The 22,587-nt window shown below is 73.7% G+C and carries 18 protein-coding genes and 1 rRNA gene; 14 read left to right on the forward strand and 5 right to left on the reverse strand.

Annotated elements, in window-relative coordinates:
* From rrf to ACFWUZ_RS24355, 3 genes are all read left to right on the forward strand, one after another.
* Positions 1 to 91, forward strand: a 5S ribosomal RNA gene (rrf, locus tag ACFWUZ_RS24345); the annotation flags it as partial.
* Between the two features lie 222 nt (positions 92 to 313).
* The gene (locus tag ACFWUZ_RS24350; protein ID WP_384376608.1) at positions 314 to 1,840 is read left to right on the forward strand and encodes a hypothetical protein; all 1,527 of its coding nucleotides are present in this window, start codon (positions 314 to 316) and stop codon (positions 1,838 to 1,840) included.
* Entirely contained in the window at positions 1,822 to 2,745 is a 924-nt protein-coding gene (locus ACFWUZ_RS24355) for a hypothetical protein (RefSeq protein WP_384376611.1), read from the forward strand. Before ACFWUZ_RS24350 ends, ACFWUZ_RS24355 begins: the two co-directional genes overlap by 19 nt.
* Before the next feature lie 61 nt (positions 2,746 to 2,806).
* Here ACFWUZ_RS24355 and ACFWUZ_RS24360 read toward each other — a convergent pair whose 3' ends face one another.
* Entirely contained in the window at positions 2,807 to 4,078 is a 1,272-nt protein-coding gene (locus tag ACFWUZ_RS24360; protein WP_384376614.1) for a DUF1015 family protein, read from the reverse strand.
* Between the two features lie 86 nt (positions 4,079 to 4,164).
* On the opposite strand from ACFWUZ_RS24360, the gene ACFWUZ_RS24365 reads away from it, so the two are divergent.
* Genes ACFWUZ_RS24365 through ACFWUZ_RS24380 form a run of 4 tightly spaced genes read left to right on the forward strand, consistent with a single transcriptional unit; the run spans position 4,165 to position 8,343 of the window.
* A complete protein-coding gene (locus ACFWUZ_RS24365) occupies positions 4,165 to 5,241 on the forward strand; it encodes an HAD hydrolase-like protein (protein WP_384376616.1) in 1,077 nt (358 codons plus the stop codon).
* 47 nt (positions 5,242 to 5,288) lie between these two features.
* Positions 5,289 to 6,341, forward strand: coding sequence for a FecCD family ABC transporter permease (locus ACFWUZ_RS24370; RefSeq protein WP_384376619.1), 1,053 nt, complete (start codon positions 5,289 to 5,291; stop codon positions 6,339 to 6,341).
* Complete coding sequence (locus ACFWUZ_RS24375; protein ID WP_384376622.1) at positions 6,338 to 7,423, forward strand: FecCD family ABC transporter permease; 1,086 nt, start codon at positions 6,338 to 6,340, stop codon at positions 7,421 to 7,423. Before ACFWUZ_RS24370 ends, ACFWUZ_RS24375 begins: the two co-directional genes overlap by 4 nt.
* 44 nt (positions 7,424 to 7,467) lie before the next feature.
* Positions 7,468 to 8,343 (forward strand): ABC transporter ATP-binding protein, encoded by an 876-nt coding sequence (locus ACFWUZ_RS24380; RefSeq protein WP_384376625.1) that lies wholly within the window; start codon positions 7,468 to 7,470, stop codon positions 8,341 to 8,343.
* Here ACFWUZ_RS24380 and ACFWUZ_RS24385 read toward each other — a convergent pair.
* The gene (locus ACFWUZ_RS24385; RefSeq protein ID WP_384376628.1) at positions 8,291 to 8,638 is read right to left on the reverse strand and encodes an SCP2 sterol-binding domain-containing protein; all 348 of its coding nucleotides are present in this window, start codon (positions 8,636 to 8,638) and stop codon (positions 8,291 to 8,293) included. The genes ACFWUZ_RS24380 and ACFWUZ_RS24385 overlap by 53 nt on opposite strands.
* Before the next feature lie 64 nt (positions 8,639 to 8,702).
* Between ACFWUZ_RS24385 and ACFWUZ_RS24390 the strand changes: the two genes are divergently transcribed.
* From ACFWUZ_RS24390 to ACFWUZ_RS24410, 5 genes are all read left to right on the forward strand, one after another.
* On the forward strand, positions 8,703 to 9,035 hold the full coding sequence (locus ACFWUZ_RS24390) for a hypothetical protein (protein WP_384376631.1): 333 nt from the start codon (positions 8,703 to 8,705) through the stop codon (positions 9,033 to 9,035).
* 7 nt (positions 9,036 to 9,042) lie between these two features.
* Positions 9,043 to 9,858: a TlyA family RNA methyltransferase gene (locus ACFWUZ_RS24395; protein ID WP_384376634.1), complete on the forward strand. Its 816-nt coding sequence runs from the start codon at positions 9,043 to 9,045 to the stop codon at positions 9,856 to 9,858.
* A gap of 68 nt (positions 9,859 to 9,926) precedes the next feature.
* Positions 9,927 to 10,817, forward strand: a complete 891-nt coding sequence (locus ACFWUZ_RS24400; RefSeq protein ID WP_384376965.1) for an NAD kinase — start codon at positions 9,927 to 9,929, stop codon at positions 10,815 to 10,817.
* A gap of 115 nt (positions 10,818 to 10,932) precedes the next feature.
* Positions 10,933 to 12,657 carry a DNA repair protein RecN gene (recN, locus tag ACFWUZ_RS24405; protein ID WP_384376968.1) on the forward strand — a complete coding sequence of 575 codons (1,725 nt, stop codon included), beginning with the start codon at positions 10,933 to 10,935 and terminating at the stop codon, positions 12,655 to 12,657.
* A gap of 225 nt (positions 12,658 to 12,882) precedes the next feature.
* A complete protein-coding gene (locus ACFWUZ_RS24410; RefSeq protein WP_384376637.1) occupies positions 12,883 to 13,998 on the forward strand; it encodes a glycosyltransferase family 4 protein in 1,116 nt (371 codons plus the stop codon).
* A gap of 29 nt (positions 13,999 to 14,027) precedes the next feature.
* Here ACFWUZ_RS24410 and ACFWUZ_RS24415 read toward each other — a convergent pair whose 3' ends face one another.
* The 3 genes from ACFWUZ_RS24415 to ACFWUZ_RS24425 all read right to left on the reverse strand — a co-directional run bounded on the left by ACFWUZ_RS24415 (position 14,028) and on the right by ACFWUZ_RS24425 (position 18,971).
* The gene (locus ACFWUZ_RS24415) at positions 14,028 to 15,653 is read right to left on the reverse strand and encodes a PucR family transcriptional regulator (protein ID WP_384376640.1); all 1,626 of its coding nucleotides are present in this window, start codon (positions 15,651 to 15,653) and stop codon (positions 14,028 to 14,030) included.
* Positions 15,654 to 15,675: 22 nt separating this feature from the next.
* Positions 15,676 to 17,058 carry an FAD-binding oxidoreductase gene (locus tag ACFWUZ_RS24420; protein ID WP_384376643.1) on the reverse strand — a complete coding sequence of 461 codons (1,383 nt, stop codon included), beginning with the start codon at positions 17,056 to 17,058 and terminating at the stop codon, positions 15,676 to 15,678.
* Positions 17,059 to 17,159: 101 nt separating this feature from the next.
* Positions 17,160 to 18,971: a glycoside hydrolase family 15 protein gene (locus tag ACFWUZ_RS24425; protein WP_384376971.1), complete on the reverse strand. Its 1,812-nt coding sequence runs from the start codon at positions 18,969 to 18,971 to the stop codon at positions 17,160 to 17,162.
* 487 nt (positions 18,972 to 19,458) lie between these two features.
* Here ACFWUZ_RS24425 and ACFWUZ_RS24430 point away from each other — a divergent pair, with 487 nt between their 5' ends.
* Entirely contained in the window at positions 19,459 to 21,096 is a 1,638-nt protein-coding gene (locus ACFWUZ_RS24430) for a CTP synthase (RefSeq protein ID WP_384376646.1), read from the forward strand.
* An 83-nt stretch (positions 21,097 to 21,179) separates the two neighbouring features.
* A complete protein-coding gene (locus ACFWUZ_RS24435) occupies positions 21,180 to 21,812 on the forward strand; it encodes an NUDIX domain-containing protein (protein ID WP_384376974.1) in 633 nt (210 codons plus the stop codon).
* Positions 21,813 to 22,587: the final 775 nt, after the last annotated feature.

Raw genomic sequence — 22,587 nt, forward strand, 5'->3', positions numbered from 1 at the left:
GCCCGGTTACATTCCGAACCCGGAAGCTAAGCCTTTCAGCGCCGATGGTACTGCAGGGGGGACCCTGTGGGAGAGTAGGACGCCGCCGAACAATCTTTCAAAGGACCCTTGGTCCAGCGTTCAACGCTGGACCAAGGGTCCTTTTGTTTTTCACCTCTTTACGCCGAAGCGCGGCCATGGGTTGGTTGCGCGAGAATGACTAGCGGTACCCCGAAGACAGGAGTCACACCCATGTCCAACTCTCCCGACGATCGTCCGGAGCGCGAGCCTCGGCGCAACGACGGCGGTGACAGGGGCGGCTACCGCGGGGGCCGTGACGACCGTGGCGGCGACCGTCCCCCGTTCCGCCGTGACGACCGTGGCGGCCGTCCTGCCGGTGGCGCTGGCGGCGGCTTCCGCCGCGATGACCGCGGTGGGCGTCCGGCCGGTGCCGGCGCCGGCGGCGGCTTCCGTCGCGACGACCGTGGTGGCGACCGTCCCTCGTACCCGCGTCGCGATGACGACCGCGGTGGACGTCCGGCCGGTGCCGGCGGCGGTGGTTTCCGCGGCCGTGACGACCGTGGTGGGGACCGTCCGTCCTTCCCGCGCCGTGACGACCGTGGTGACCGTCCCTCGGGTGGTGGCGGCGGCTTCCGTCGCGACGACCGTGGTGGGGACCGTCCCTCGTACCCGCGTCGCGATGACGACCGCGGTGGACGTCCGGCCGGCGGTGGCGGTGGTTTCCGCGGCCGTGACGACCGTGGTGGCGACCGTCCGTCCTTCCCGCGTCGTGACGACCGTGGTGGGGAGCGTCCGTCCTTCCCGCGCCGCGATGACCGTGGTGACCGTCCCTCGGGTGGTGGCGGCGGCTTCCGCCGTGACGACCGTGGTGGCGACCGTCCCTCGTACCCGCGCCGCGACGACGACCGCGGTGGACGTCCCTCGTACCCGCGTCGTGATGACGACCGCGGTGGGTTCCGTGGTGGCCGTGACGACCGTGGTGGCGACCGTCCCTCCTACCCGCGCCGCGATGACCGTGGTGGGGACCGTCCGTCCTTCCCGCGTCGTGACGACCGTGGTGGGGAGCGTCCGTCCTTCCCGCGTCGTGACGACCGTGGTGACCGTCCCTCGGGTGGTGGCGGCGGCTTCCGCCGTGACGACCGTGGCGGGGACCGTCCCTCGTACCCGCGTCGTGATGACGACCGCGGTGGGTTCCGTGGCGGCCGTGACGACCGTGGCGGCGACCGTCCCTCCTACCCGCGTCGTGACGACCGTGGTGGGGACCGTCCGTCCTTCCCCCGTCGTGATGACCGGGGCGACCGTCCTTCGGGTGGTGGCGGCGGCTTCCGCCGTGACGACCGTGGCGGCGACCGTCCCTCGTACCCGCGTCGTGATGACGACCGCGGTGGGTTCCGTGGCGGCCGTGACGACCGTGGCGGCGACCGTCCCTCCTACCCGCGCCGCGATGACCGTGGTGGGGACCGTCCGTCCTTCCCGCGTCGTGACGACCGTGGCGGGGACCGTCCCTCGTACCCGCGTCGTGATGACGACCGCGGTGGGTTCCGTGGTGGCCGTGACGACCGTGGTGGCGACCGCCCGTCCTTCCCGCGTCGTGACGACCGCGGTGGGGACCGCCCCTCGTACCCGCGTCGCGACGACCGCGGCGGCGACCGTGGCGGGTTCCGTGGTGGGCGTGACGATCGCGGTGGTGACCGCGGTGGCTACCGCGGCGGTCGCGATGAGCGCGGCGGCGACCGCGACTACCGTGCGGACCGCGACCGGGACCCGGTCAAGCGGCTTCCGATCGACGAGGACGTCACCGGCCTCGAGATCGACGCCGACGTGCGTCAGGAGCTCCTGAGCCTGCCCAAGGGCCTGGCCGAGGAAGTCTCCAAGAACCTCGTCATGGTCGCCCGGCTGATCGACGAGGACCCCGAGCAGGCGTACGCGTACTCGCGCATCGCCCTGCGGCTGGCCTCCCGTGTCGCTGCCGTCCGCGAAGCCGCCGGCTTCGCCGCGTACGCGACGCAGAAGTACAGCGAGGCGCTCGCGGAGTTCCGCGCCGCCAAGCGGATGACCGGTTCCGTCGAGCTGTGGCCCGTCATGGCCGACTGCGAGCGCGGCCTCGGCCGCCCGGAGCGGGCGCTGGCCATGGCCGGTGAGCCCGAGGTGCAGAAGCTGGACAAGGCCGGCCAGGTCGAGATGCGTCTGGTCGCCGCCGGTGCGCGCCGGGACATGGGGCAGCTCGAAGCCGCCATCGTGACCCTGCAGAGCCCGGAGCTGGCCTCCAGCTCCGTCCAGCCGTGGACCGCGCGCCTGCGGTACGCCTACGCCGACGCCCTGCTGGCGGCCGGCCGTGAGGACGAGGCGCGCGAGTGGTTCGCCAAGACCCTCGAGGCCGACAAGGACGGGGCGATGGACGCCTCGGACCGCCTCGCCGAGCTGGACGGGGTCGAGTTCGTCGACGCCTCGATGGACGACGGGGACGACGACGAGGATGCCGCGGAGGTCGCGGCGGCCGAGCGGGCGTCCGACGTGGCGGAGTACTACGACGAGGACGACGACGAGTACGAGCCCCTGGAGCAGTCCGAGGCCGACGTCGACGTCGAGGACGACATCGAGGCCGAGGCCGACATCGATGACGACATCGAGGACGAGGACGACGTCGAGGACGGCTTCGACGCCGATGCCGACACGGACCTCACCGACGAGGTCGTCGTCCCCGTGGACGACGACGAGCGGGACGCGGGCCGCGACAAGGCCTGAGTGACGTGAGAAAGGGCGGTACCCCCTCGGGGGTGCCGCCCTTTCGCATGTCCGGGGGAGGTCAGTCCAGGCTGCGCAGGACCAGGCCGGTGGCCGGCTTCGGGCCGAAGGAGGTGGACTTGCGGGGCATGGTGACGCCCTGGCGGGCGAGGTCCCGGACGACCTCCTCCCGTACGGGGTGCAGCAGGACGGCGGTCCCGTTGTGCCGCTCGGCCATGGCGACCGTGGCGGCGGCGTCGTGGATGTACGCGATGTGGTCGGGGGCGTCGGGGACGTCCCACAGGGCGTCGAGCAGGGTCGCGTGCAGCACGGTGGCGTCCAGCCGGCGCCAGGCTTCAGGGCGGTCGTGGCGGACAGTGCGGTCGAGGAGCGCCGGGGCGGGGTCGGTGACCAGGTGGAAGCCGCCGTCGCCCGTGAGGAGGAAGGCGTTGCCCCGCTCCGACGCGTCCGCGAGGACCTCCAGGGCGAGCGGCAGCGGCCCGTCCACGGGGCGCACCCGGAACTGGCCGTCGAGGGCGGCCAGGGCGTCCGCGACGGGCAGGCGCCGCAGCATCCGGTGGATGGCGCGGACCTGGAGCGGGTAGCGGGCGGTGTCCACGAGGAGGACCAGGCCGAAGTCCCAGGCGGTGGGGGAGGCGTGTTCCTCCTGCAGGCGCAGGTACGTCGCCCAGCGGTGGTGGCCGTCGGCGATGAGCGCCTGGCGGTCGCCGAGGTCGGCGGTGACGGCGGCCAGTTCCGCGGGGTCCGTGACGGCCCACAGGCGGTGGCGGAAGCCGTCCTCGGTGGTGGTCTCCAGCAGGGGGCTGCGCCGGGCCGCGGCCGCGACGACCTGGGCCGCGGCGGCGTCGGGCTCCTCGCTGCGGTAGGTGAGGAGGAGGGGTTCGAGGTTGGCGGAGGTGGCGCGCATCAGGCCGGCCCGGTCGGTGACCACGTCCGGCATCACGTCCTCGTGGGGGAGGACGACGCCCGCGTCGGCGCTGGACAGGGCCAGGGCGCCGATGAGGCCGCGCTGGAGCATGCCGGCCTTGCTCTGCTCGTACACGTAGAGCGCGGGTTCGGGGTCGGCGCTGAGGACGCCCGCGGCGAGCCAGTCGCGCAGGGTGCGCGCGGCCTGTTCGTTGCGGGCGGCGGGGGTGGCCGCCTGCGGGAGGATCAGGCGGACGATGTTGTGCGGGTCGGCGGATTCGAGGTAGTCGACTCCGTCGGGTCGCACGACCACGTCGTACGGCGGCGAGGTGACGGCTGCCAGACTGCCGACTCGCTCGGGGACGTAGCGCAGGCCAGGGAACGGGAGCAGGCGCAATCCGTGGTCCGCGGCGCCAGATGTGGTCATTGGTGCATGGTAAGACCCGCATTGCGGTGCGGGATGATCGGGTAGTACGGAAATCGGACAAGATCGATGCCACGAGGAGAGGCCAGATGACCCGGCAGAGCAGGACCAGTCCCGCGGCGAGTGAGCGGAATCTGCACCAGGCGTACGACACCGCCCTGCTGGACCTCGACGGGGTGGTGTACGCGGGCGGCGAGGCCATCGCGTACGCGGTGGAGTCCCTCGCCACGGCCCGTGCGGAGGGGATGCACCTCGCGTACGTGACCAACAACGCGCTGAGGACGCCGGACTCGGTCGCCGGGCACCTGACCGAGCTGGGCATCCCGACCGAGGCGGGCGAGGTCATCACCTCGGCGCAGGCGGTGGCCCGGCTGATCGCGGAGCAGGTGGCGCCGGGCTCGAAGGTGCTGGTGATCGGTGGCGAGGGGCTGCGGGTCGCCCTGCGCGAGCGGGACCTGGTGCCGGTGGAATCGGCCGAGGAGGACGGGCTCGCGGCGGTCGTGCAGGGGTACGGGGGGCCGGATCTGGCGTGGGGGCGGTTCGCGGAGGCCTCGTACGCGATCAACCGGGGGGTGCCCTGGTACGCATCCAACACCGACCTGACGATTCCGGGGGCGCGGGGGATCGCGCCGGGCAACGGGGCCGCGGTGGAAGTCGTGCGCATCGCCACGGGTGCGGAGCCCCAGGTGGCGGGCAAGCCGCTGCCACCGATGCACCGGGAGACGGTGCTGCGGACCGGGGCGAAGCGGCCGCTGGTGGTGGGGGACCGGCTGGACACCGACATCGAGGGCGCCTTCAACGGCGAGGTGGACTCGCTGCTGGTGCTGACCGGGGTGACCGACGCGCGGCAGCTGCTGCGGGCCGAGCCCCGGCACCGGCCGACCTATGTCGACCGGGACCTGAGGGGTCTGCTGACCGGGCAGCCGCCGGTACGGGAGCACGCCGGCGGCCGGCAGTGCGGTGGCTGGATCTCGACGGTGGTAGGAGGTGAGCTGGAGCTGCGCACGCTCGCGGAGGCGGGCGAGACGGAGGCGGCGGACGCGGCCCCGGCCGACGCCGATCCGATGGACGGGCTGCGGGCGCTGTGTGCGGCGGCCTGGACGGCGGCCGGGAACGGGGTCTGCGGACTGGACGCGGAGAAGGCGCTGGCCAGGCTGGGGCTCTGAGCGCCCAGAAGGACGAAAATCGGACAGGATAGGTTAGCCTAACCTGCGTGTTGCTCACGAGTCCCCCCGAACCCGAACAGGGCGCGGCGTCCGTCGCGGACGCCCGCCCGCGCCGTGTCGCGCGTACCGCCGGTCTGCCGGCGGCCCTCGCCGCGCTGGCCCTGGTCGCGGTGGCGAGCATCGCCGTGGGCGCCAAGCAGATGCCGCTCGACCAGGTCTGGCACGGCCTGTTCGCCTACGCGGGGACGCCGTCCGACGTGGTGGTGCGCGACCTTCGGGTGCCGCGGACCCTGCTGGGGCTGATGGTCGGACTCGGCCTCGGCCTGTCCGGTGCGGTGATGCAGGCGCTGACCCGCAACCCGCTGGCCGAGCCCGGCATCCTCGGCGTGAACGCGGGCGCGGCGGCGGCCGTGGTCTCCGCGATCAGCTTCCTCGGGGCGAACTCCCTGCGCGAGTTCGTGTGGTGGGCCTTCCTCGGCGCCGCCGTCGTCTCGGTCCTGGTGTACGTGCTCGGAGGCAGCCGCAGCGCCACCCCGGTGCGGCTCGCACTCGCCGGTACGGCGGCCAGCGCGGCCTTGGTCGGCTACATCAACGCGGTCCAGCTGATGGACAGTGCGGCCCTGGACAAGCTCCGCTTCTGGACGGTGGGTTCGCTGGCCTCGGCCACCATGGACACCGTCCGGCAGGTGGCTCCCTTCCTGCTGGCCGGCGCCGTCCTCGCGCTGTCGCTGGGCCGGCCGCTCAACGCGATGGCCCTGGGGGACGACACCGCGCGGGCCCTCGGCGCACACCTGACGCGGACCCGGATCGGCGCCATGGTCGCCATCACCCTGCTCTGCGGCGCGGCGACCGCCGCCTGCGGGCCGATCGTCTTCATCGGGCTGATGGTCCCGCACCTGGTACGGGCCTTCACGGGGCCGGACATGCGCTGGGTGCTCGCGTACTCGGCGCTGCTGTCGCCCGCCCTGCTGCTCGGAGCCGACGTCGTCGGCCGGGTCGTCACCCGGCCCGCGGAACTCCAGGTCGGCATCGTCACCGCGCTCATCGGCGGCCCCGTCTTCATCTACCTGGTGCGGCGCAAGAGGATGGCCCAGCTGTGACCACGAGCACCGCCCCCCGGAGGGAATCCCGGGAACGGACGCGACGGGCCGCGGCGAGGCCGCTGCGCCTGCCCGGCGGGAGGTCGCTGCGGGTGGAGCGGCGCGCCCTGCTGACGGGCGTGCTGCTCGCCGCCGCCGCGCTCGCGATGTCCGTCCTCCTCATCGGCACCGGGGACTTCCAGATCGCCCCGTGGGACGTCGTACGGACCCTGCTGGGCAGCGGGACCACCGCCCACACGTTCATCGTCAACGACCTGCGGCTGCCGAGGGTCTCGGTCGCGCTCCTCGTCGGCGCGGCCCTCGGGATGGCCGGAGCCGTCTTCCAGTCCGTCTCCCGCAACCCGCTCGGTTCCCCGGACCTGCTCGGCTTCGGCTACGGGTCGGCGGTCGGCGCGCTCGCCGTCATCATCCTCTTCAAGGGCGGGGCCACCGAGGTGGCCGCCGGCGCACTGATCGGCGGGCTGCTGGCCGGTGCCGCCGTCTACCTGATGGCGTACAAGCGGGGCATCCAGGGCTACCGGCTGGTGCTGGTCGGCATCGGCGCCTCGGCCGTGCTGATCGCCGTCATCCAGTACCTGCTCACCAAGGCCCAGGTGGTGGACGCCACCAGGGCCATGGTCTGGCTGACCGGTTCGCTGGCCGGCCGGGACCGGTCGCAGGTGGTGCCGTTGCTCGTGCTCTGCGCGGTGCTCTTCCCGCTGGTCCTCGGGCACGGCCGGGCCCTGCGGATGATGGAGATGGGCGACGACGCCGCGTACGCCCTGGGGGTACGGGTGGAGCGCACCCGGCTCCTGCTGATGCTCGCGGCGATCCTGCTCACCACCGGGGCGGCCGCCGCGGCCGGACCCATCAGCTTCGTCGCGCTGGCCGCGCCGCAGCTGGCCCGGCGGCTGACCCGCTCACCCGGGGCGAACCTGATGACCTCCGCGCTGATGGGCTCCGTGCTGCTGCTGGTGTCCGACTGGGCCTCGCAGCGGGCCTTCGGCGCCGATCAGCTGCCGGTGGGCGTGGTGACGGGGCTGGTCGGCGGTGTCTACCTGCTCTGGCTGCTCGTCACCGAGCGCAGGGCGGGACGCATATGAGCGCGCACCACCATCCGAAGCGGAATCTTTCGAGGAGCACCCCAGTGCAGCGGCTGACCGCGCAGAACGTGACCCTCGGCTACGACCAGCGGGTCATCGCCGAGAACCTGTCGGTGGAGATCCCCGACCGTTCCTTCACGGTGATCGTCGGGCCCAACGCCTGCGGGAAGTCCACGCTGCTGCGCGCCCTGTCGAGGATGCTGAAGCCGTCCGCGGGCCGGGTGCTGCTCGACGGGCAGGCCATCGCCTCGATGCCCGTGCGGAAGGTCGCCAGGACGCTGGGGCTGCTGCCGCAGTCCTCGATCGCGCCGGACGGCATCACCGTGGCCGACCTGGTCTCGCGGGGCCGGTACCCGCACCAGGGGCTGCTGCGGCAGTGGTCGCCCGAGGACGAGCGGATCGTGAAGGAGTCGATGGCTTCGACCGGGGTCGGCGAACTCGCCGACCGGGCCGTGGACGAGCTGTCGGGCGGCCAGCGGCAGCGCGTGTGGATCGCCATGGCGCTCGCCCAGCAGACCCCGCTGCTGCTCCTCGACGAGCCGACGACCTACCTCGACATCCAGCACCAGATCGACGTACTGGACCTGTGCGCCGAGCTGCACGAGAACCAGGGGCGGACCCTGGTCGCGGTGCTGCACGACCTCAACCACGCCGCCCGCTACGCCACGCACCTGATCGCGATGCGGGGCGGGGAGGTCGTCGCCGAGGGGCCGCCCGCCGAGGTGGTCACCGCGGAACTGGTGGAGGGGGTCTTCGGACTGCGCTGCCAGATCATCGACGACCCGCAGACGGGCACACCCCTCGTGATCCCGGCGGCCCGCGCGGCGCGTACCGGGACGTCCGGCCGAGGGGTCCTGGGGGCAGGGCCTACAGCAAGCTCTTCAGCCGCAGCAGGTCACGGAAGCCGGCTTCCAGCCTGACCCGGCCGGAGGCCCAGGCCTTGGCGAACTTCAGCTCGCCCGCGACCAGTGCGACCAGGTCGCCGCCGGTCATGGCCAGCCGGATCTCGGCCTTGTCCGGGGGCGGGCCCGGGGCGACGGAGTCCACCCGGATCCGGCCGTCGTCGAGACGGCCCGTGAAGGTCTGGTCGAGGTCGGTGATGTGGCAGCTCAGGGAGCGGTCGAGGGCGGCCGCGCCGGGCGCGCCGCCTTCGGCCCGTGCAAGATTGCCGGAGAGTCGGTCGAGTGCTTCGCGGCACTCCTGGATCGTAGCCATCGTGATCACGACCGTACCGCAGAGCCGTGCGTGGTCGCGGGGCGCTTCGGGGTAGCGTCGGGGCATGAGCGACGAAGCGCCCGACGCGGGACCGGACGACTCCGCGGCGACCGTTGCGGGGACCGGCCCCGGGCCCGTTCCCGGGACCGCCGCGGCCGCGGCCGGGGAGCCCGGATCGCAGACCGCGGAGCCCGCCGGTCCCGTGCCGCTGGGCGTCGTGCGGACCCCCACCGGGCACGCGCCGGTGGACGCGGAGCTGGCACGGCTGGCGGAGGCGGACCACCTCACGGCGGACGGACACCTCCCGGTGTACGAGGATGTCCACAAGGGGCTGCGCTCCGCGCTGACCGCGCTGGACGCACCGCCCGTCCCCGGTCCGTACGAAAACAGGAGCTGAACCGAACGTGGCAGGAGTGGCACGCCGCCGCCTGGACGCCGAACTGGTACGCCGCAGCATGGCCCGCTCGCGCGAGCACGCCGCGCAGCTGATCGCCGCGGGCCGGGTGACCGTGGGCGGCACCACCGCGACCAAGGCCGCCACCCAGGTCGAGACCAGCGCGGCCCTCGTGGTCCGCAAGGACGACAGCGACCCGGACTACGTCTCCCGCGGCGGACACAAGCTGGCGGGTGCGCTGGCCGCCTTCCAGCCGCAGGGGCTGCGCGTGGAGGGACGCCGGGCGCTGGACGCCGGGGCCTCCACCGGCGGGTTCACCGACGTGCTGCTGCGCGCCGGCGTGGCCCACGTGGTGGCCGTGGACGTCGGCTACGGGCAGCTGGCCTGGGCGCTGCAGAGCGATGAGCGGGTCACCGTCAAGGACCGTACGAACGTGCGCGAGCTGACGGTCGAGCAGATCGACGGGGTCCCGGCGGACCTGGTCGTGGGCGACCTGTCCTTCATCTCCATCGGCCTGGTGCTGCCGGCGCTCGTGCGGTGCACCGCTCCCGACGCCGACCTGGTGCTGATGGTGAAGCCGCAGTTCGAGGTCGGCAAGGACCGGCTCGGCAGCGGCGGGGTCGTGCGCAGCCCGGAGCTGCGGGCCGAGGCGGTGCGCGAGGTCGCCGCGCAGGCCGGCAGGCTCGGGCTGGGCGTCCTGGGGGTGACGGCGAGTCCGCTGCCGGGGCCGTCGGGCAATGTCGAGTACTTTCTGTGGCTGCGGGCGGGGGCACCGGCACTCGACCCGGGGGATGTTGACCGTGCCGTGGCGGAGGGGCCGCAGTGACTGATTCATCGGGTTCGGATTCATCTGGTTCGGCGGAGGCGACGGCGGAGCCGGACGGGCCGGGGGCGGTGCGTACCGTCTTCCTGCTCGCGCACACCGGGCGGCCGGCGGCCATCCGCAGCGCCGAGCTGGTCGTGAAGGGCCTGCTGCGCTGCGGGCTGGGGGTGCGGGTCTTCGCGCACGAGGCGGTGGACCTGCCGCTCCCGCCCGAGGTGGAGCTGGTCACGGGGTCCACCCCGGCGGTGCTCGACGGCTGCGAGCTGCTGATCGTGCTGGGCGGGGACGGGACCCTGTTGCGGGGCGCCGAGTTCGCGCGGGCCTCGGGCGTGCCGATGCTCGGCGTCAACCTGGGCCGCGTCGGCTTCCTCGCCGAGGCCGAGCGGGACGACCTGGACAAGGTCGTCGACCGGGTGGTGACGCGCGAGTACGAGGTCGAGGAGCGGATGACCCTCGACGTGATCGTGCGCACCAACGGGGACGTGGTCCACCAGGACTGGGCGCTGAACGAGGCCGCGGTCCAGAAGGTGTCCCCGGAGCGGATGCTCGAGGTGGTGCTGGAGATCGACGGGCGTCCGGTGACCGGCTTCGGCTGCGACGGGATCGTCTGCGCGACCCCGACCGGCTCGACCGCGTACGCCTTCTCCGCGGGCGGGCCGGTGGTCTGGCCCGAGGTGGAGGCCCTGCTGATGGTGCCGATCAGCGCGCACGCGCTGTTCGCGAAGCCGCTGGTGACCTCGCCGGACTCGGTGCTGGCGGTCGAGGTGCAGAGCGGCACCCCGCACGGGGTGCTGTGGTGCGACGGCCGGCGCATGCTGGAGCTGCCGTCCGGGGCCCGGGTGGAGGTCAGGCGGGGTGCGGTGCCCGTGCGGCTCGCCCGGCTGCACCACGCGTCCTTCACGGACCGGCTCGTCGCGAAGTTCGCCCTCCCGGTGTCCGGATGGCGTGGCGCGCCTCACTAGCCGCCGGTACGGCGTGCCTGCCCGCACCTGAATAGAACGTCCGTTCGGGAATCCGGGGCGGGTGACGTCACATGGCACCCGTGAACCTCGGTATCGTCGTCCCGTGCTTGAGGAGATGCGGATACGGTCGCTCGGGGTCATCGACGACGCGGTGGTCGAGCTGTCGCCCGGTTTCACCGCGGTGACCGGTGAGACCGGCGCGGGCAAGACGATGGTCGTCACCAGCCTCGGGCTGCTGCTCGGCGGGCGCGCCGACCCGGCCCTGGTACGGATCGGGGCCAAGGCCGCGGTCGTCGAGGGCCGCATCGTCATGCGCCCGGACGCGCCCGCCGCCGTACGCGCCGAGGAGGCCGGGGCCGAGCTGGACGACGGCGCCCTGCTCATCAGCAGGACGGTGTCCGCCGAGGGGCGCTCGCGCGCCCACGTCGGCGGCCGGTCCGTGCCCGTGGGCCTGCTCGGCGAACTCGCGGACGACCTCGTCGCCGTACACGGCCAGACCGACCAGCAGGGCCTGCTGCGGCCCGCCCGGCAGCGGCAGGCCCTCGACCGGTACGCCGGGGACGCCGTCGCCGTCCCGCTGGAGAAGTACGCGGCCGCCTACCGGCGGCTGCGCGCGGTCGCCGTCGAGCTCGACACCCTCACCACCCGGGCCCGGGAACGCGCCCAGGAGGCGGACCTGCTGCGCTTCGGGCTGGACGAGATCGCGGCGGTGGAACCCGTGCCCGGCGAGGACGCCGAACTCGCGGCGGAGGCGGAGCGGCTCGGGCACGCCGAATCGCTGGCCTCGGCCGCGCAGATCGGACACGCCGCGCTCGCGGGCAACCCGGAGGACCCGGAGGCCATCGACGCGAACAGCCTCGTCGCGGGCGCGCACCGGGCGCTGGAGTCCGTACGCGCCCACGACCCGGCGCTCGGCGCGCTCGCCGAGCGCATCGGGGAGCTGGGCATCCTGCTCGCCGACGTGGCCGGGGAGCTGGCGGGCTACGCCGACGACCTGGACGCCGATCCGCTGCGGCTGGCCGCGGTGGAGGAACGGCGGGCCGCCCTGACCCAGCTGACGCGCAAGTACGGCTCGGCGGGCACGGTGGACGCCGTACTGGAATGGGCCGAGCAGGGTTCGGCGCGGCTGCTGGAACTGGACGGCGACGACGAGCGGATCGCGGAGCTGACCGCCGAGCGGGACGGGCTGCGGTCCGAACTGTCGCTGCTGGCACAGGCCTTGACGGACGCCCGGGTGGAGGCGGCGACCCGGTTCGCCTCGGCGGTGACCGAGGAGCTCGCCTCCCTCGCCATGCCGCACGCGCGGGTGACCATCGACATCCGGCAGGCGGAGGACCCCGACGGCGTCGAGGTGGACGGCCGCCCCGTCGCCTACGGCCCTTCGGGCACGGACGAGGTCGAGCTGCTGCTCGCCCCGCACCCCGGGGCCCAGCCCCGGCCGATCGCCAAGGGCGCCTCCGGCGGTGAGCTCTCCCGGGTCATGCTGGCCGTGGAGGTGGTCTTCGCGGGCTCCGACCCGGTGCCGACCTACCTCTTCGACGAGGTGGACGCGGGCGTCGGCGGCAAGGCGGCGGTCGAGGTGGGCCGGCGGCTGGCCAAACTGGCCAAGTCGGCGCAGGTCGTGGTCGTCACGCACCTGCCCCAGGTCGCGGCCTTCGCGGACCGGCAGCTGCTGGTCGAGAAGACCAACGACGGCTCCGTGACCCGCAGCGGGGTCACCGTGCTGGAGGGCGAGGCCCGCATCCGCGAGCTGTCGCGCATGCTGGCGGGACACGAGGACTCGGTCTCGGCGCGCGCGCACGCCGAGGAACTGCTGGCGGCGGCGCGCGCGGACGCGTAGCGGCGCCGCAGCGCGGACGGGACGGCCCGGGGGCCCGGCGCACACGGCTGTGCCGGGCCTTCGCCGTGCCCCGCGGGGGTGACGCTGCGCTCACCCTTGTGGGTGAGGCTGACGGGAGTCCGGCGCCATCTTGCACCGGATCCGCACCCGTATGGTCCCGGAACGCGCGTGCGGACTGGCATCCTTGGCGACGTCTCTGACTCCCTCACCCAGGAGCTTCGGCCCGTGAGCAGCTCCCCGGTCTCCTCCCCGGTCCCCGCACAGCCCTACGGGCGGCCGCCCCTCCGTACCGTTCAAGTGCTCGGCGGCACGGGCGCGGGCAGCAGCGCGCACGTACGGTCGCTCGCGACCGGGCTCGCCGCGCGCGGGGTACGGGTCACGGTGTGTGCGCCCGTCGAGGCCGAGGGGGAGTACGACTTCACCGGGGCCGGGGCCCAGTTCGCCCCCGACGCGGTGAGCGCGCTGCGCGCCGCGTGCGCCGGGGCCGACGTGGTGCACGCGCACGGCGTACGGGCCGGCATGCGCGCCGCGCTGGCCCTGCGCGGGCACCGGGCCCCGCTCGTGGTGAGCTGGCACGGCGAAGGCCCCTCGGCCGGCGGTGCGCTCGGGCGGCTGAGCCGGCTGCTCGAACGCCATGTGGCGCGGACCGCCGCGGTGGTCCTGGGCGCCTCCTCGGACCAGGTGGACCTCGCGCGGCTGCGCGGGGCGCGCGACGCGCGGCTGGCGCCGGTGGCCGTACCGGCCGCCCCGGAGGCGGCCGGGGACGACGCGGCCAAGGCGCGGGTGGAACTCGGGGCGGTGGGAAGACCCTTGCTGATCGCGGTCGGGAGCCTGGTGCCGCACCGCGGGTACTCCGTACTGCTCGACGCGGCCCGCGCCTGGCGGACCCTGGACCCGCTGCCGCTGCTCGTCATCGCGGGCGAAGGCCCCCTGCGGACCGAAATGTCGCGGCGGATCGAGGCCGAAGGGCTGCCCGTACGGCTGCTGGGGCGGCGCCGGGACGCGGCGCAGCTGCTGGCGGCGGCCGACGTGGCGGTGCTGTCCAGCCGGTGGGAGGCGCGGGCCCTGCTGGCGCAGGAGGCCCTGCGGGCGGGCGTCCCGCTGGTGGCGACGGAGGTCGGGGGCGTGCCGGAGCTGGTGGGGGAGGGGGCCGTGCTCGTGCCGCCGGGGGACCCCGGGGCGCTCGCCTCGGCCGTGGCCGGGCTGCTGGCGGACCCCGGACGCCGGGCCGGACTGGCCGCCGCCGGACGGGCGCAGGCCGCGACGTGGCCCTCGGAGGACGACACCGTCGCGCAGGTGCTGTGCGTGTACGACGAGCTGATGGAGCGCTCCCGCGGGTAGCCGCCGGCGGGCCGGGGCCGGGGGACCCGTCAGGAGGGCGAGGGGACGTGGCGGCGGGCGCGGAGGGCCAGGCTCAGGGAGAGCACCGTCTCGGGGTCGTCCAGGTCCGTGCCCAGCAGCTCCGAGATGCGGGCCAGCCGGTTGTACAGCGTCTGCCGGTTCAGGTGCAGTTCGCGGGCCGTCTCCGCCTTGCGGCCCGCGTGGGCCAGGTACGTCTCCAGGGTCGGCAGCAGCGGCGGCCGCGAGGTCAGGTCGTGCGCGCGCAGCGGGCCGATCGCCCGGTCCACGAAGGCGGACAGGTCGGGGTGCTCGCGCAGCCGCCACAGCAGCAGGTCGATGTCCAGGCGCCGGGCGTCGTACCAGGGGCGCGCCGGGAGCCCGTGGGCCGCCGTGGCCGTCTCCGCGGCGTGCCGCAGGCCCGCCGAGGCCGCTGCCCAGCCGCCCGCGACACCGACGACCACGGCCGGCGGCGCTGCGGCCCGGTCCAGTCCGGCCCGCTCGACGCCGGCCCGCAGCGCGGTCGCGACCCGGTCCGCCACCGCCGCGCGTTCGGACTCCGCGCGCAGCGAGACGAGCAGCGGGACCCGGCCCTCGACCGGCCGGACGCCCAGCAGCACCGGCACCCCGACGGACGACAACTCCTCCAGGACCGCCCGGGCCAGAACGGCCCAGTTGCCCGCCGGGCCGCGGTCCGAGGAGAGCCGCATGACCACCGGCAGCAGCGGCCCCGGACCCGGCTTGAACCCGAGGACGCGGGCCTGCGCCGGGGCGTCCTCCGCCGAGATGCGGCCCTCGGCCAGGTCCGTCAGGAAGTCGCCGCGGCCGCGCGCCGCCAGCTCCTCCTCCTGCCGCGCCTGCATCAGCACCACCGCGAGCACGCCCGCCGCGCGCTCAGCCGCCATCCGGTGCACGGGGAGCAGCGGAGCCGACACCCCGAGGAGGACCAGCCGCGCCCGGACCGAGCCCGTGCCGTGCCCCCCGCCCGGCACGTCGACCACCACCACGTGGCCCGAGGGCTCGGCCTCGCGCTGGCCGCGCAGGCCCTCCCACACCTGGAGCGGGTCCGCGCCCGGGTCCCCGGCCGCGCTTGCGGCGGCGTACAGCAGCTGCCCGTCCGGGGTCTCCAGGAACACCGGGTTCCCGGTGAAGTCGGCCAGGATCCGCAGCACCTGCGGGATCCCGCCGCCGCCCAGCAGGGCCTCGGTACACCGGCGGTGGACCTCCTCCGCCCGCTGGAGCAGCGCGTAATGGTGGTTGACGATCTCGGTGTGGACCTCCTCCGTCACGGTGACGAAGGGGACCTCCCGGTGGAGCTGGACCAGCGGCAGACCCGCCGAGCGCGCCGTCTCCACGAGCGTCGCCGGCAGCCGGGTGAAGCGCGGGCCGAGCTCGACCACGAGCGCGGCGATCCCACGGTCCGCCAGACGCCGTACGAACGCCCGCTGTTCGGCGGGGCGGGTACCGAGGCCGAGGCCCGTGGTCAGCAGCAGCTCGCCGCCCTTGAGCAGCGAGGCGATGTTCGGCACCTCGCCGGCGTGCACCCAGCGGACGGTCCGGCCCAGGCGGTCCGCGCAGGCCACCACCTCGGGCAGCCCGCTGCGCAGCCCCGGCAGCTCCAGTGCCCGCTGAACCGTGATCCCGCCCTGGTTGTCCATATCGCGGGACGCTATCAGGGGGTCAGGAGGGCTGGATGTTGTGGTTGAAGCGGAAGACGTTGTCGGGGTCGTACTGCCGTTTCACGGCCCTCAGCCGGCGCATGTTCTCCTCGCCGAGGCCCGCCGCCACCCGCTCCGAGCCCTCGTCCCCGGTGAAGTTGAGGTAGACGTCGCCGCTGCTCCAGGGCCGCACGTCCTCCCGTACGTCCTTCACCCACCGGATGCACCCCTCGTCGTCCGCGGGGTCCGCCCAGACACCGAACGGGTGCACCGCCCAGCGGGAGCTCCGGTACGGGACGGGGTACTCCGCGGGGCCGTCCGCGATGGCTCCGCCCAGCGGGAAGAGGATGTGCTGGGAGCCCGTCGGGACCGGCATGGAGTGCGCGCGGGCGCAGAACACCTGGACCAGCTCGTCGGGCAGCCCGGTCAGGTACTCGGCGGACCAGTAGTTCCGCATCCCCGGCGGGTCGTCGATCATGCACTGGAGGTCCGCGTACGGGATCGCGTTGACGATCTCCACCTCGTGCGGCAGCCGCAGCAGCGGCTCGGCCAGCTTGCGCATCGGCTCCTCGGGCCCCGCGTAGGTCAGCAGGACGACGCACAGGAGGGTGCCGACGAGATGCGGCTGAACGAAGGGCTCGGGCGGGGCGGTCAGGTAGATCACGCCCCCGCTGGCCTCCACCGGGCCGCCCTCGACGATGTCCCGGAAGCGCCGGGCCGCCTCCGGCCCGTGCTCCGGGGCGTACATGAGCATCGCGATCGACATGTCGGGCAGCTCGTGCAGGCGCAACGTCAGGGAGGTCGCGATGCCGAAGTTCCCGCCGCCGCCGTGCAGGGCCCAGAACAGCTCGGGATGGTCCTCGGCGGTCGCGGTGACGGTCTCGCCGTCGGCGGTGACCAGGTCCACGCCGAGCAGATTGTCCACCGCCAGGCCGAACTTGCGGTCCAGCCAGCCGGACCCGCCGCCCAGGACGAAGCCCCCGACACCGGTCGTGGAGGCCCGGCCGCCGGTGGTGGCCAGACCGTACGGCTGACAGGCCCGGTCCAGATGGCTCATCGTGGCCCCGCCCTCGATGTGGGCCGCCCCGGCCGCCGGATGGACCGTCACCTCGTGCATCCGCCGCAGGTCCACGACGAGGCCGCCGTCGTTGAGGGACATGCCGGCGACGCTGTGCCCGCCGCCGCGCACGGCGACCTTCAGGTCCAGGTCCCGGGCGAAACGTACGGCGGTGACCACGTCGGCCGTGCTCTCGCACTGGGCGATGACGGCGGGCCTGCGGTCGATCATCCCGTTGAAGACCGTCCGGGCCTCGTCGTACCCCGCGTCGTCCGGTGTGAGGACCGCGCCGGCCAGATCCTCGCGGAGCGCGGCGAGCGCCGTCCCCGCCTTCGAGAGGGGCGCCATGGCCTCCCCCTTCCGAGAAGGGCATAGGACCCTTTCAGCGTAGGCGGAGGCGATCACCGGGGCACGGCGGGAGGAGAGCCCCCGCGCCCCGGCCGGGCCCGCTAGCCGCCGTACGCCCCGCTCGCGGTCAGCCGCAGGGCCGTGTCGATCAGCGGAACGTGGCTGAAGGCCTGCGGGAAGTTCCCCACCTGCCGCTGCAGCCGCGGATCCCACTCCTCCGCGAGCAGCCCGAGGTCGTTGCGGAGGGCGAGCAGCCGCTCGAAGAGCCGACGGGCCTCGTCCACCCGGCCGATCATCGCCAGGTCGTCGGCCATCCAGAACGAGCACGCGAGGAAGGCACCCTCGTCGCCCTCCAGGCCGTCCACACCGGCCTCCTCGCCGGCCGTCGGGTAGCGCAGGATGAAACCGTCGGGCGTGGACAGCTCGCGCTGGATCGCCTCGATGGTGCCGATGACCCGCTTGTCGTCCGGCGGCAGGAAGCCCATCTGCGGGATCAGCAGCAGGGAGGCGTCCAGCTCCTTCGACCCGTACGACTGGGTGAAGGTGTTGCGCTCCTTGTCGTAGCCCTTCTCGCAGACGTCCTGGTGGATCTCGTCGCGCAGTTCGCGCCAGCGCTCCAGCGGCCCGTCCGCGTCCCCGCTCTCGATCAGCTTGATCGTGCGGTCCACGGCCACCCAGGCCATCACCTTGGAGTGCACGAAGTGGCGGCGCGGGCCGCGCACCTCCCAGATGCCCTCGTCCGGCTGGTCCCAGTGGGTCTCCAGGTACCGGATCAGCTTGAGCTGGAGCAGCGAGGCGTAGTCGCTGCGGGCCAGACCGGTCATGTGGCCCAGGTGCAGGGCCTCGGTGACCTCGCCGTACACGTCGAGCTGGAGCTGGTGGGCGGCGCCGTTGCCGACGCGGACCGGCCGGGAGTTCTCGTAGCCGGGCAGCCAGTCCAGTTCGGTCTCGCCCAGCTCCCGCTCGCCCGCGATGCCGTACATGATCTGGAGGTTCTCGGGGTCGCCGGCCACCGCGCGCAGCAGCCACTCGCGCCAGGCACGGGCCTCCTCGCGGTAGCCGGTGCGCAGCAGCGAGGACAGGGTGATGGCCGCGTCCCGCAGCCAGGTGTAACGGTAGTCCCAGTTCCGGACCCCGCCGATCTCCTCCGGGAGGGAGGTGGTCGGCGCGGCCACGATCCCGCCGGTGGGGCCGTACGTCAGGGCCTTGAGCGTGATGAGGGAGCGCACCACGGCCTCGCGGTAGGGCCCGTGGTAGGTGCACTGCTCCACCCACTCGCGCCAGAACTCGGCCGTCGACTCCAGGGCGGCCTCGGCGTCGGGCGCCTCCGGCGCACCCCGGTGGGAGGGCTGCCAGCTGATGCTGAAGGCCACCCGGTCGCCCGGGCCCACCGTGAAGTCGGAGTAGGTCGTCAGGTCCTTGCCGTAGGTCTGGGCCTCGGTGTCCAGCCAGACGGAATCGGGGCCGGCTACGGCGACGGTGCGCCCGTCGACCTTGTGCACCCAGGGCACCACCCGGCCGTAGCTGAAGCGCATGCGCAGCGCGGAGTGCATCCGGACGCGCCCGCTGACGCCCTCCACGATGCGGATCAGCTGCGGGGCGTGGTCCTCGCGCGGCGGCATGAAATCGATCACGCGGACCGTGCCCCGCGGCGTGTCCCATTCCGACTCCAGCACCAGCGAGTCGCCGACGTAGCGGCGCCGGGTGGCCGGCGGGGCCTCGGTACCCGACGGGTAGGCCGGGCCGATCCGCCAGAACCCGTGGTCCTCGGTGCCGAGAATGCTCGCGAACACGGCATGGGAGTCGAAACGGGGCAGACACAACCAGTCCACTGCCCCGTCCCGGCAGACCAACGCCGCGGTCTGCATGTCCCCGATCAGTGCGTAATCCTCGATGCGCCCGGACACGTGCATCTCCAGTCGAACGGCCACGTCCGCCCCGAAGGGCGCTTGCATTGCGCGGTTGCGCGGTCTCCTGTGGGTGGGGATCTCCGCGTCGAGCCCATGATTCCGTATGCGGCGGTGTGCGGCCGTCTGCCGGACTGCTCGGCGGGGAGGTGTGCAATATCCGAGCAGGATATGACGGCACCCTAGTGATCTCGTCAACGCCCGGAAGAATACGGTGGGGCCGAACGGGTGACCTGGGCCGATGCCCGACGTGTGCGGACCGTGCCTCCGGCCGGGCCGCGTGGCCGGAGGCGGACCGGCCCGGGCGCTGATAGGCTGGTACCCCGTGGACCGGTGGTCTGCCTGTGCGAATCAGGAGCCCCGAAACCGCAGCTTCGGCGCCCCCTGAGACCCTTCCGGATCGACGGTGGCCGGCGCCGGACGCACCTCACTTCGCGACCACGGGAGCCCCCTCTTGGCGACGCCGCCCGCTGCTTTTCGAAACAGCACAGCCATGACGACCAAGCACATCTTCGTCACCGGGGGTGTCGCTTCGTCCCTCGGCAAGGGCCTGACGGCCTCCAGCCTGGGTGCGCTGCTGAAGGCGCGCGGTCTGCGGGTCACGATGCAGAAGCTCGACCCGTACCTGAACGTCGACCCGGGCACGATGAACCCCTTCCAGCACGGCGAGGTGTTCGTCACCAACGACGGCGCCGAGACCGACCTGGACATCGGCCACTACGAGCGCTTCCTCGACGTCGACCTCGACGGCTCGGCCAACGTCACCACCGGCCAGGTCTACTCGCAGGTCATCGCGAAGGAGCGGCGCGGCGAGTACCTCGGTGACACGGTGCAGGTCATCCCGCACATCACCAACGAGATCAAGCACCGCATCCGCCGCATGGCGACCGAAGACGTGGACGTCGTCATCACCGAGGTCGGCGGCACCGTCGGCGACATCGAGTCCCTGCCGTTCCTGGAGACCGTCCGCCAGGTCCGTCACGAGGTCGGCCGCGACAACGTCTTCGTCGTGCACATCTCGCTGCTGCCCTACATCGGCCCCTCCGGCGAGCTGAAGACCAAGCCCACCCAGCACTCGGTCGCCGCCCTGCGCAACATCGGCATCCAGCCCGACGCGATCGTGCTGCGCGCCGACCGTGACGTGCCCACCTCCATCAAGCGCAAGATCTCGCTCATGTGCGACGTGGACGAGGCGGCCGTGGTCGCGGCGATCGACGCGAAGTCGATCTACGACATCCCGAAGGTGCTGCACACCGAGGGCCTGGACGCGTACGTGGTGCGCAAGCTCGACCTGCCGTTCCGCGACGTGGACTGGACGGTCTGGGAGGACCTGCTGGACCGCGTCCACAACCCCGACCACGAGGTCAAGGTCGCGCTCGTCGGCAAGTACATCGACCTGCCCGACGCCTACCTGTCGGTGACCGAGGCGCTGCGCGCCGGCGGCTTCGCCAACAAGGCCCGCGTGCAGATCAAGTGGGTCACCTCCGACGACTGCAAGACCCCGGCCGGCGCCGCCGCGCAGCTGGCCGACGTGGACGCGATCTGCGTGCCCGGCGGCTTCGGCGACCGCGGTGTCAACGGCAAGGTGGGCGCGATCACCTTCGCCCGCGAGAACAAGATCCCGTTGCTCGGCCTGTGCCTGGGCCTGCAGTGCGTGGTCATCGAGGCCGCCCGGAACCTGGCGGGCATCGAGGACGCGAACTCCACCGAGTTCGACGCCTCCACCCCGCACCCGGTCATCTCGACCATGGAGGAGCAGCTGGCCTTCGTCGAGGGCGCGGGCGACCTGGGCGGCACCATGCGCCTGGGCATGTACCCGGCGAAGCTCGCCGAGGGCTCCATCGTGCGCGAGGTCTACGGCGACCAGGCGTACGTCGACGAGCGCCACCGCCACCGCTACGAGGTCAACAACGCGTACCGCGGCGAGCTGGAGAAGAAGGCGGGCCTCGTCTTCTCCGGCACCTCCCCGGACAACAAGCTCGTCGAGTACGTCGAGTACCCGCGCGAGGTGCACCCGTACCTGGTGGCCACCCAGGCCCACCCGGAGCTGCGCTCCCGCCCGACCCGCCCGCACCCGCTCTTCGCGGGCCTGGTCAAGGCGGCCGTGGAGCGGCAGCAGTCCGCGAAGTGAGGGCCTGACCGCATAACGTAGAGAGCCGGGGCACGGATCGTGCCCCGGCTGTCGCGTTTCTGGGGAAGGTACGGGCCATGGCCATGGGCAACGACATCGAGGACACGCCGGAGTCGTGGGAGGTCGTCGCCTCGCGCACCCCGTTCGAGGGCGCGAAGACATCCGTGAAGTCGGACCAGGTCCGGATGCCCGACTCCGCGGTGGTGCGCCGCGACTACCAGGTGCACCCGGGCTCGGTGTGCGTCCTCGCCCTCGACGAGCAGCAGCGGGTGCTGGTCCTGAAGCAGTTCCGGCACCCGGTCCGGCACCGCCTGTGGGAACTCCCGGCGGGGCTGCTGGACGTGGCGGGGGAGAACCCGCTGCACGCGGCTCAGCGGGAGCTGTACGAGGAGGCGTACGTCAAGGCGGAGGACTGGCGGGTACTGGCCGACTTCTACACCTCGCCGGGAGGCTCCGACGAGGCCGTACGGATCTTCCTCGCGCGGGACCTGGCGGATGCGGAGGGGGAGCGGTACACGGTCTCCGAGGAGGAGGCGGACATGGAGACCGCGCGGGTGCCGCTGGCGGAGCTGGTGGCCGGGGTGCTGGCGGGGCGGCTGCACAACCCGGGTCTGGTGACGGGCGTCCTGGCGCTCTCCGCCGCGCTGGCCTCCGGCGGGGTGGAGGCGCTGCGCCCGGCGCTGGCCCCGTGGCCGGCCCGGCCGTACGAGGCGTAGCCGCGGTCGGGCACGGCGCCCCTGCGGGGGCCCCGCCCGCACCCCGAACCGCCCGGCCACCGCTGGAGGCGCCCCCCGGCGGAGCCGCGGCCCCCGCGCTCGCCCTCCGGCCCCGGACCCCCGCGCCTCAAACGCCGGCGGGGCTGGATGGCCGGGGCCGTGCGTCGAGCGCGCGGTGGGGCTGGGTGGTCGGGCCCGTGCGTGGCGCCTGGGGGGCCGGGGGTGTCGCGGTGGTCGTCGGCCCGCGGGCCGGTTGCCGGGGGCCCGCCCCCGGAGCCCGCGCCTCAAACGCCGGCGGGGCTGGATGGTCCGGCCCCTGCGTCGAGCGCCCAGTGGGCTGGTGGTCCGGCCCCTGCGTCGAGCACCCGGCGGGGCTGGATGGTCCGGCCGGTGGGTCGAGCGCCCAGTGGGCTGGTGGTCGGGCGCGTGGGGCGAGCGCGCGGTGGGGCCGGGTGGTCGGGGCCTGCCGTGGCCCCGCGGCTTCGAGGCCGGCGCGGGCTGGGTCGCGTGGAGGGTGATTGCAGCCTCGCCGGCGATTGAGGCGCGGGCGCGGAGCGCCGTAAGGGGTCCGGGGCGGAGCCCCGGGGAGCGGGGGCAGGGACTCCGGGCCGTAGGGGCGGCCGGTCCTGCTCGTGCCTGAGCGGCGGCCGTGGAGGGATCCCGCCGGCGACGGAGGCGCACCGGACCGCAGTCCGGCGTGAGCGGTGCGTGGAAAATGGGACCATCCGCTGATCCGATTGGGGGATTTGCCCGCCGCGCTCCACACGGGTCGTCG

It is taken from the genome of Streptomyces sp. NPDC058646, assembly GCF_042716875.1.
Taxonomy (GTDB): Bacteria; Actinomycetota; Actinomycetes; order Streptomycetales; family Streptomycetaceae; genus Streptomyces.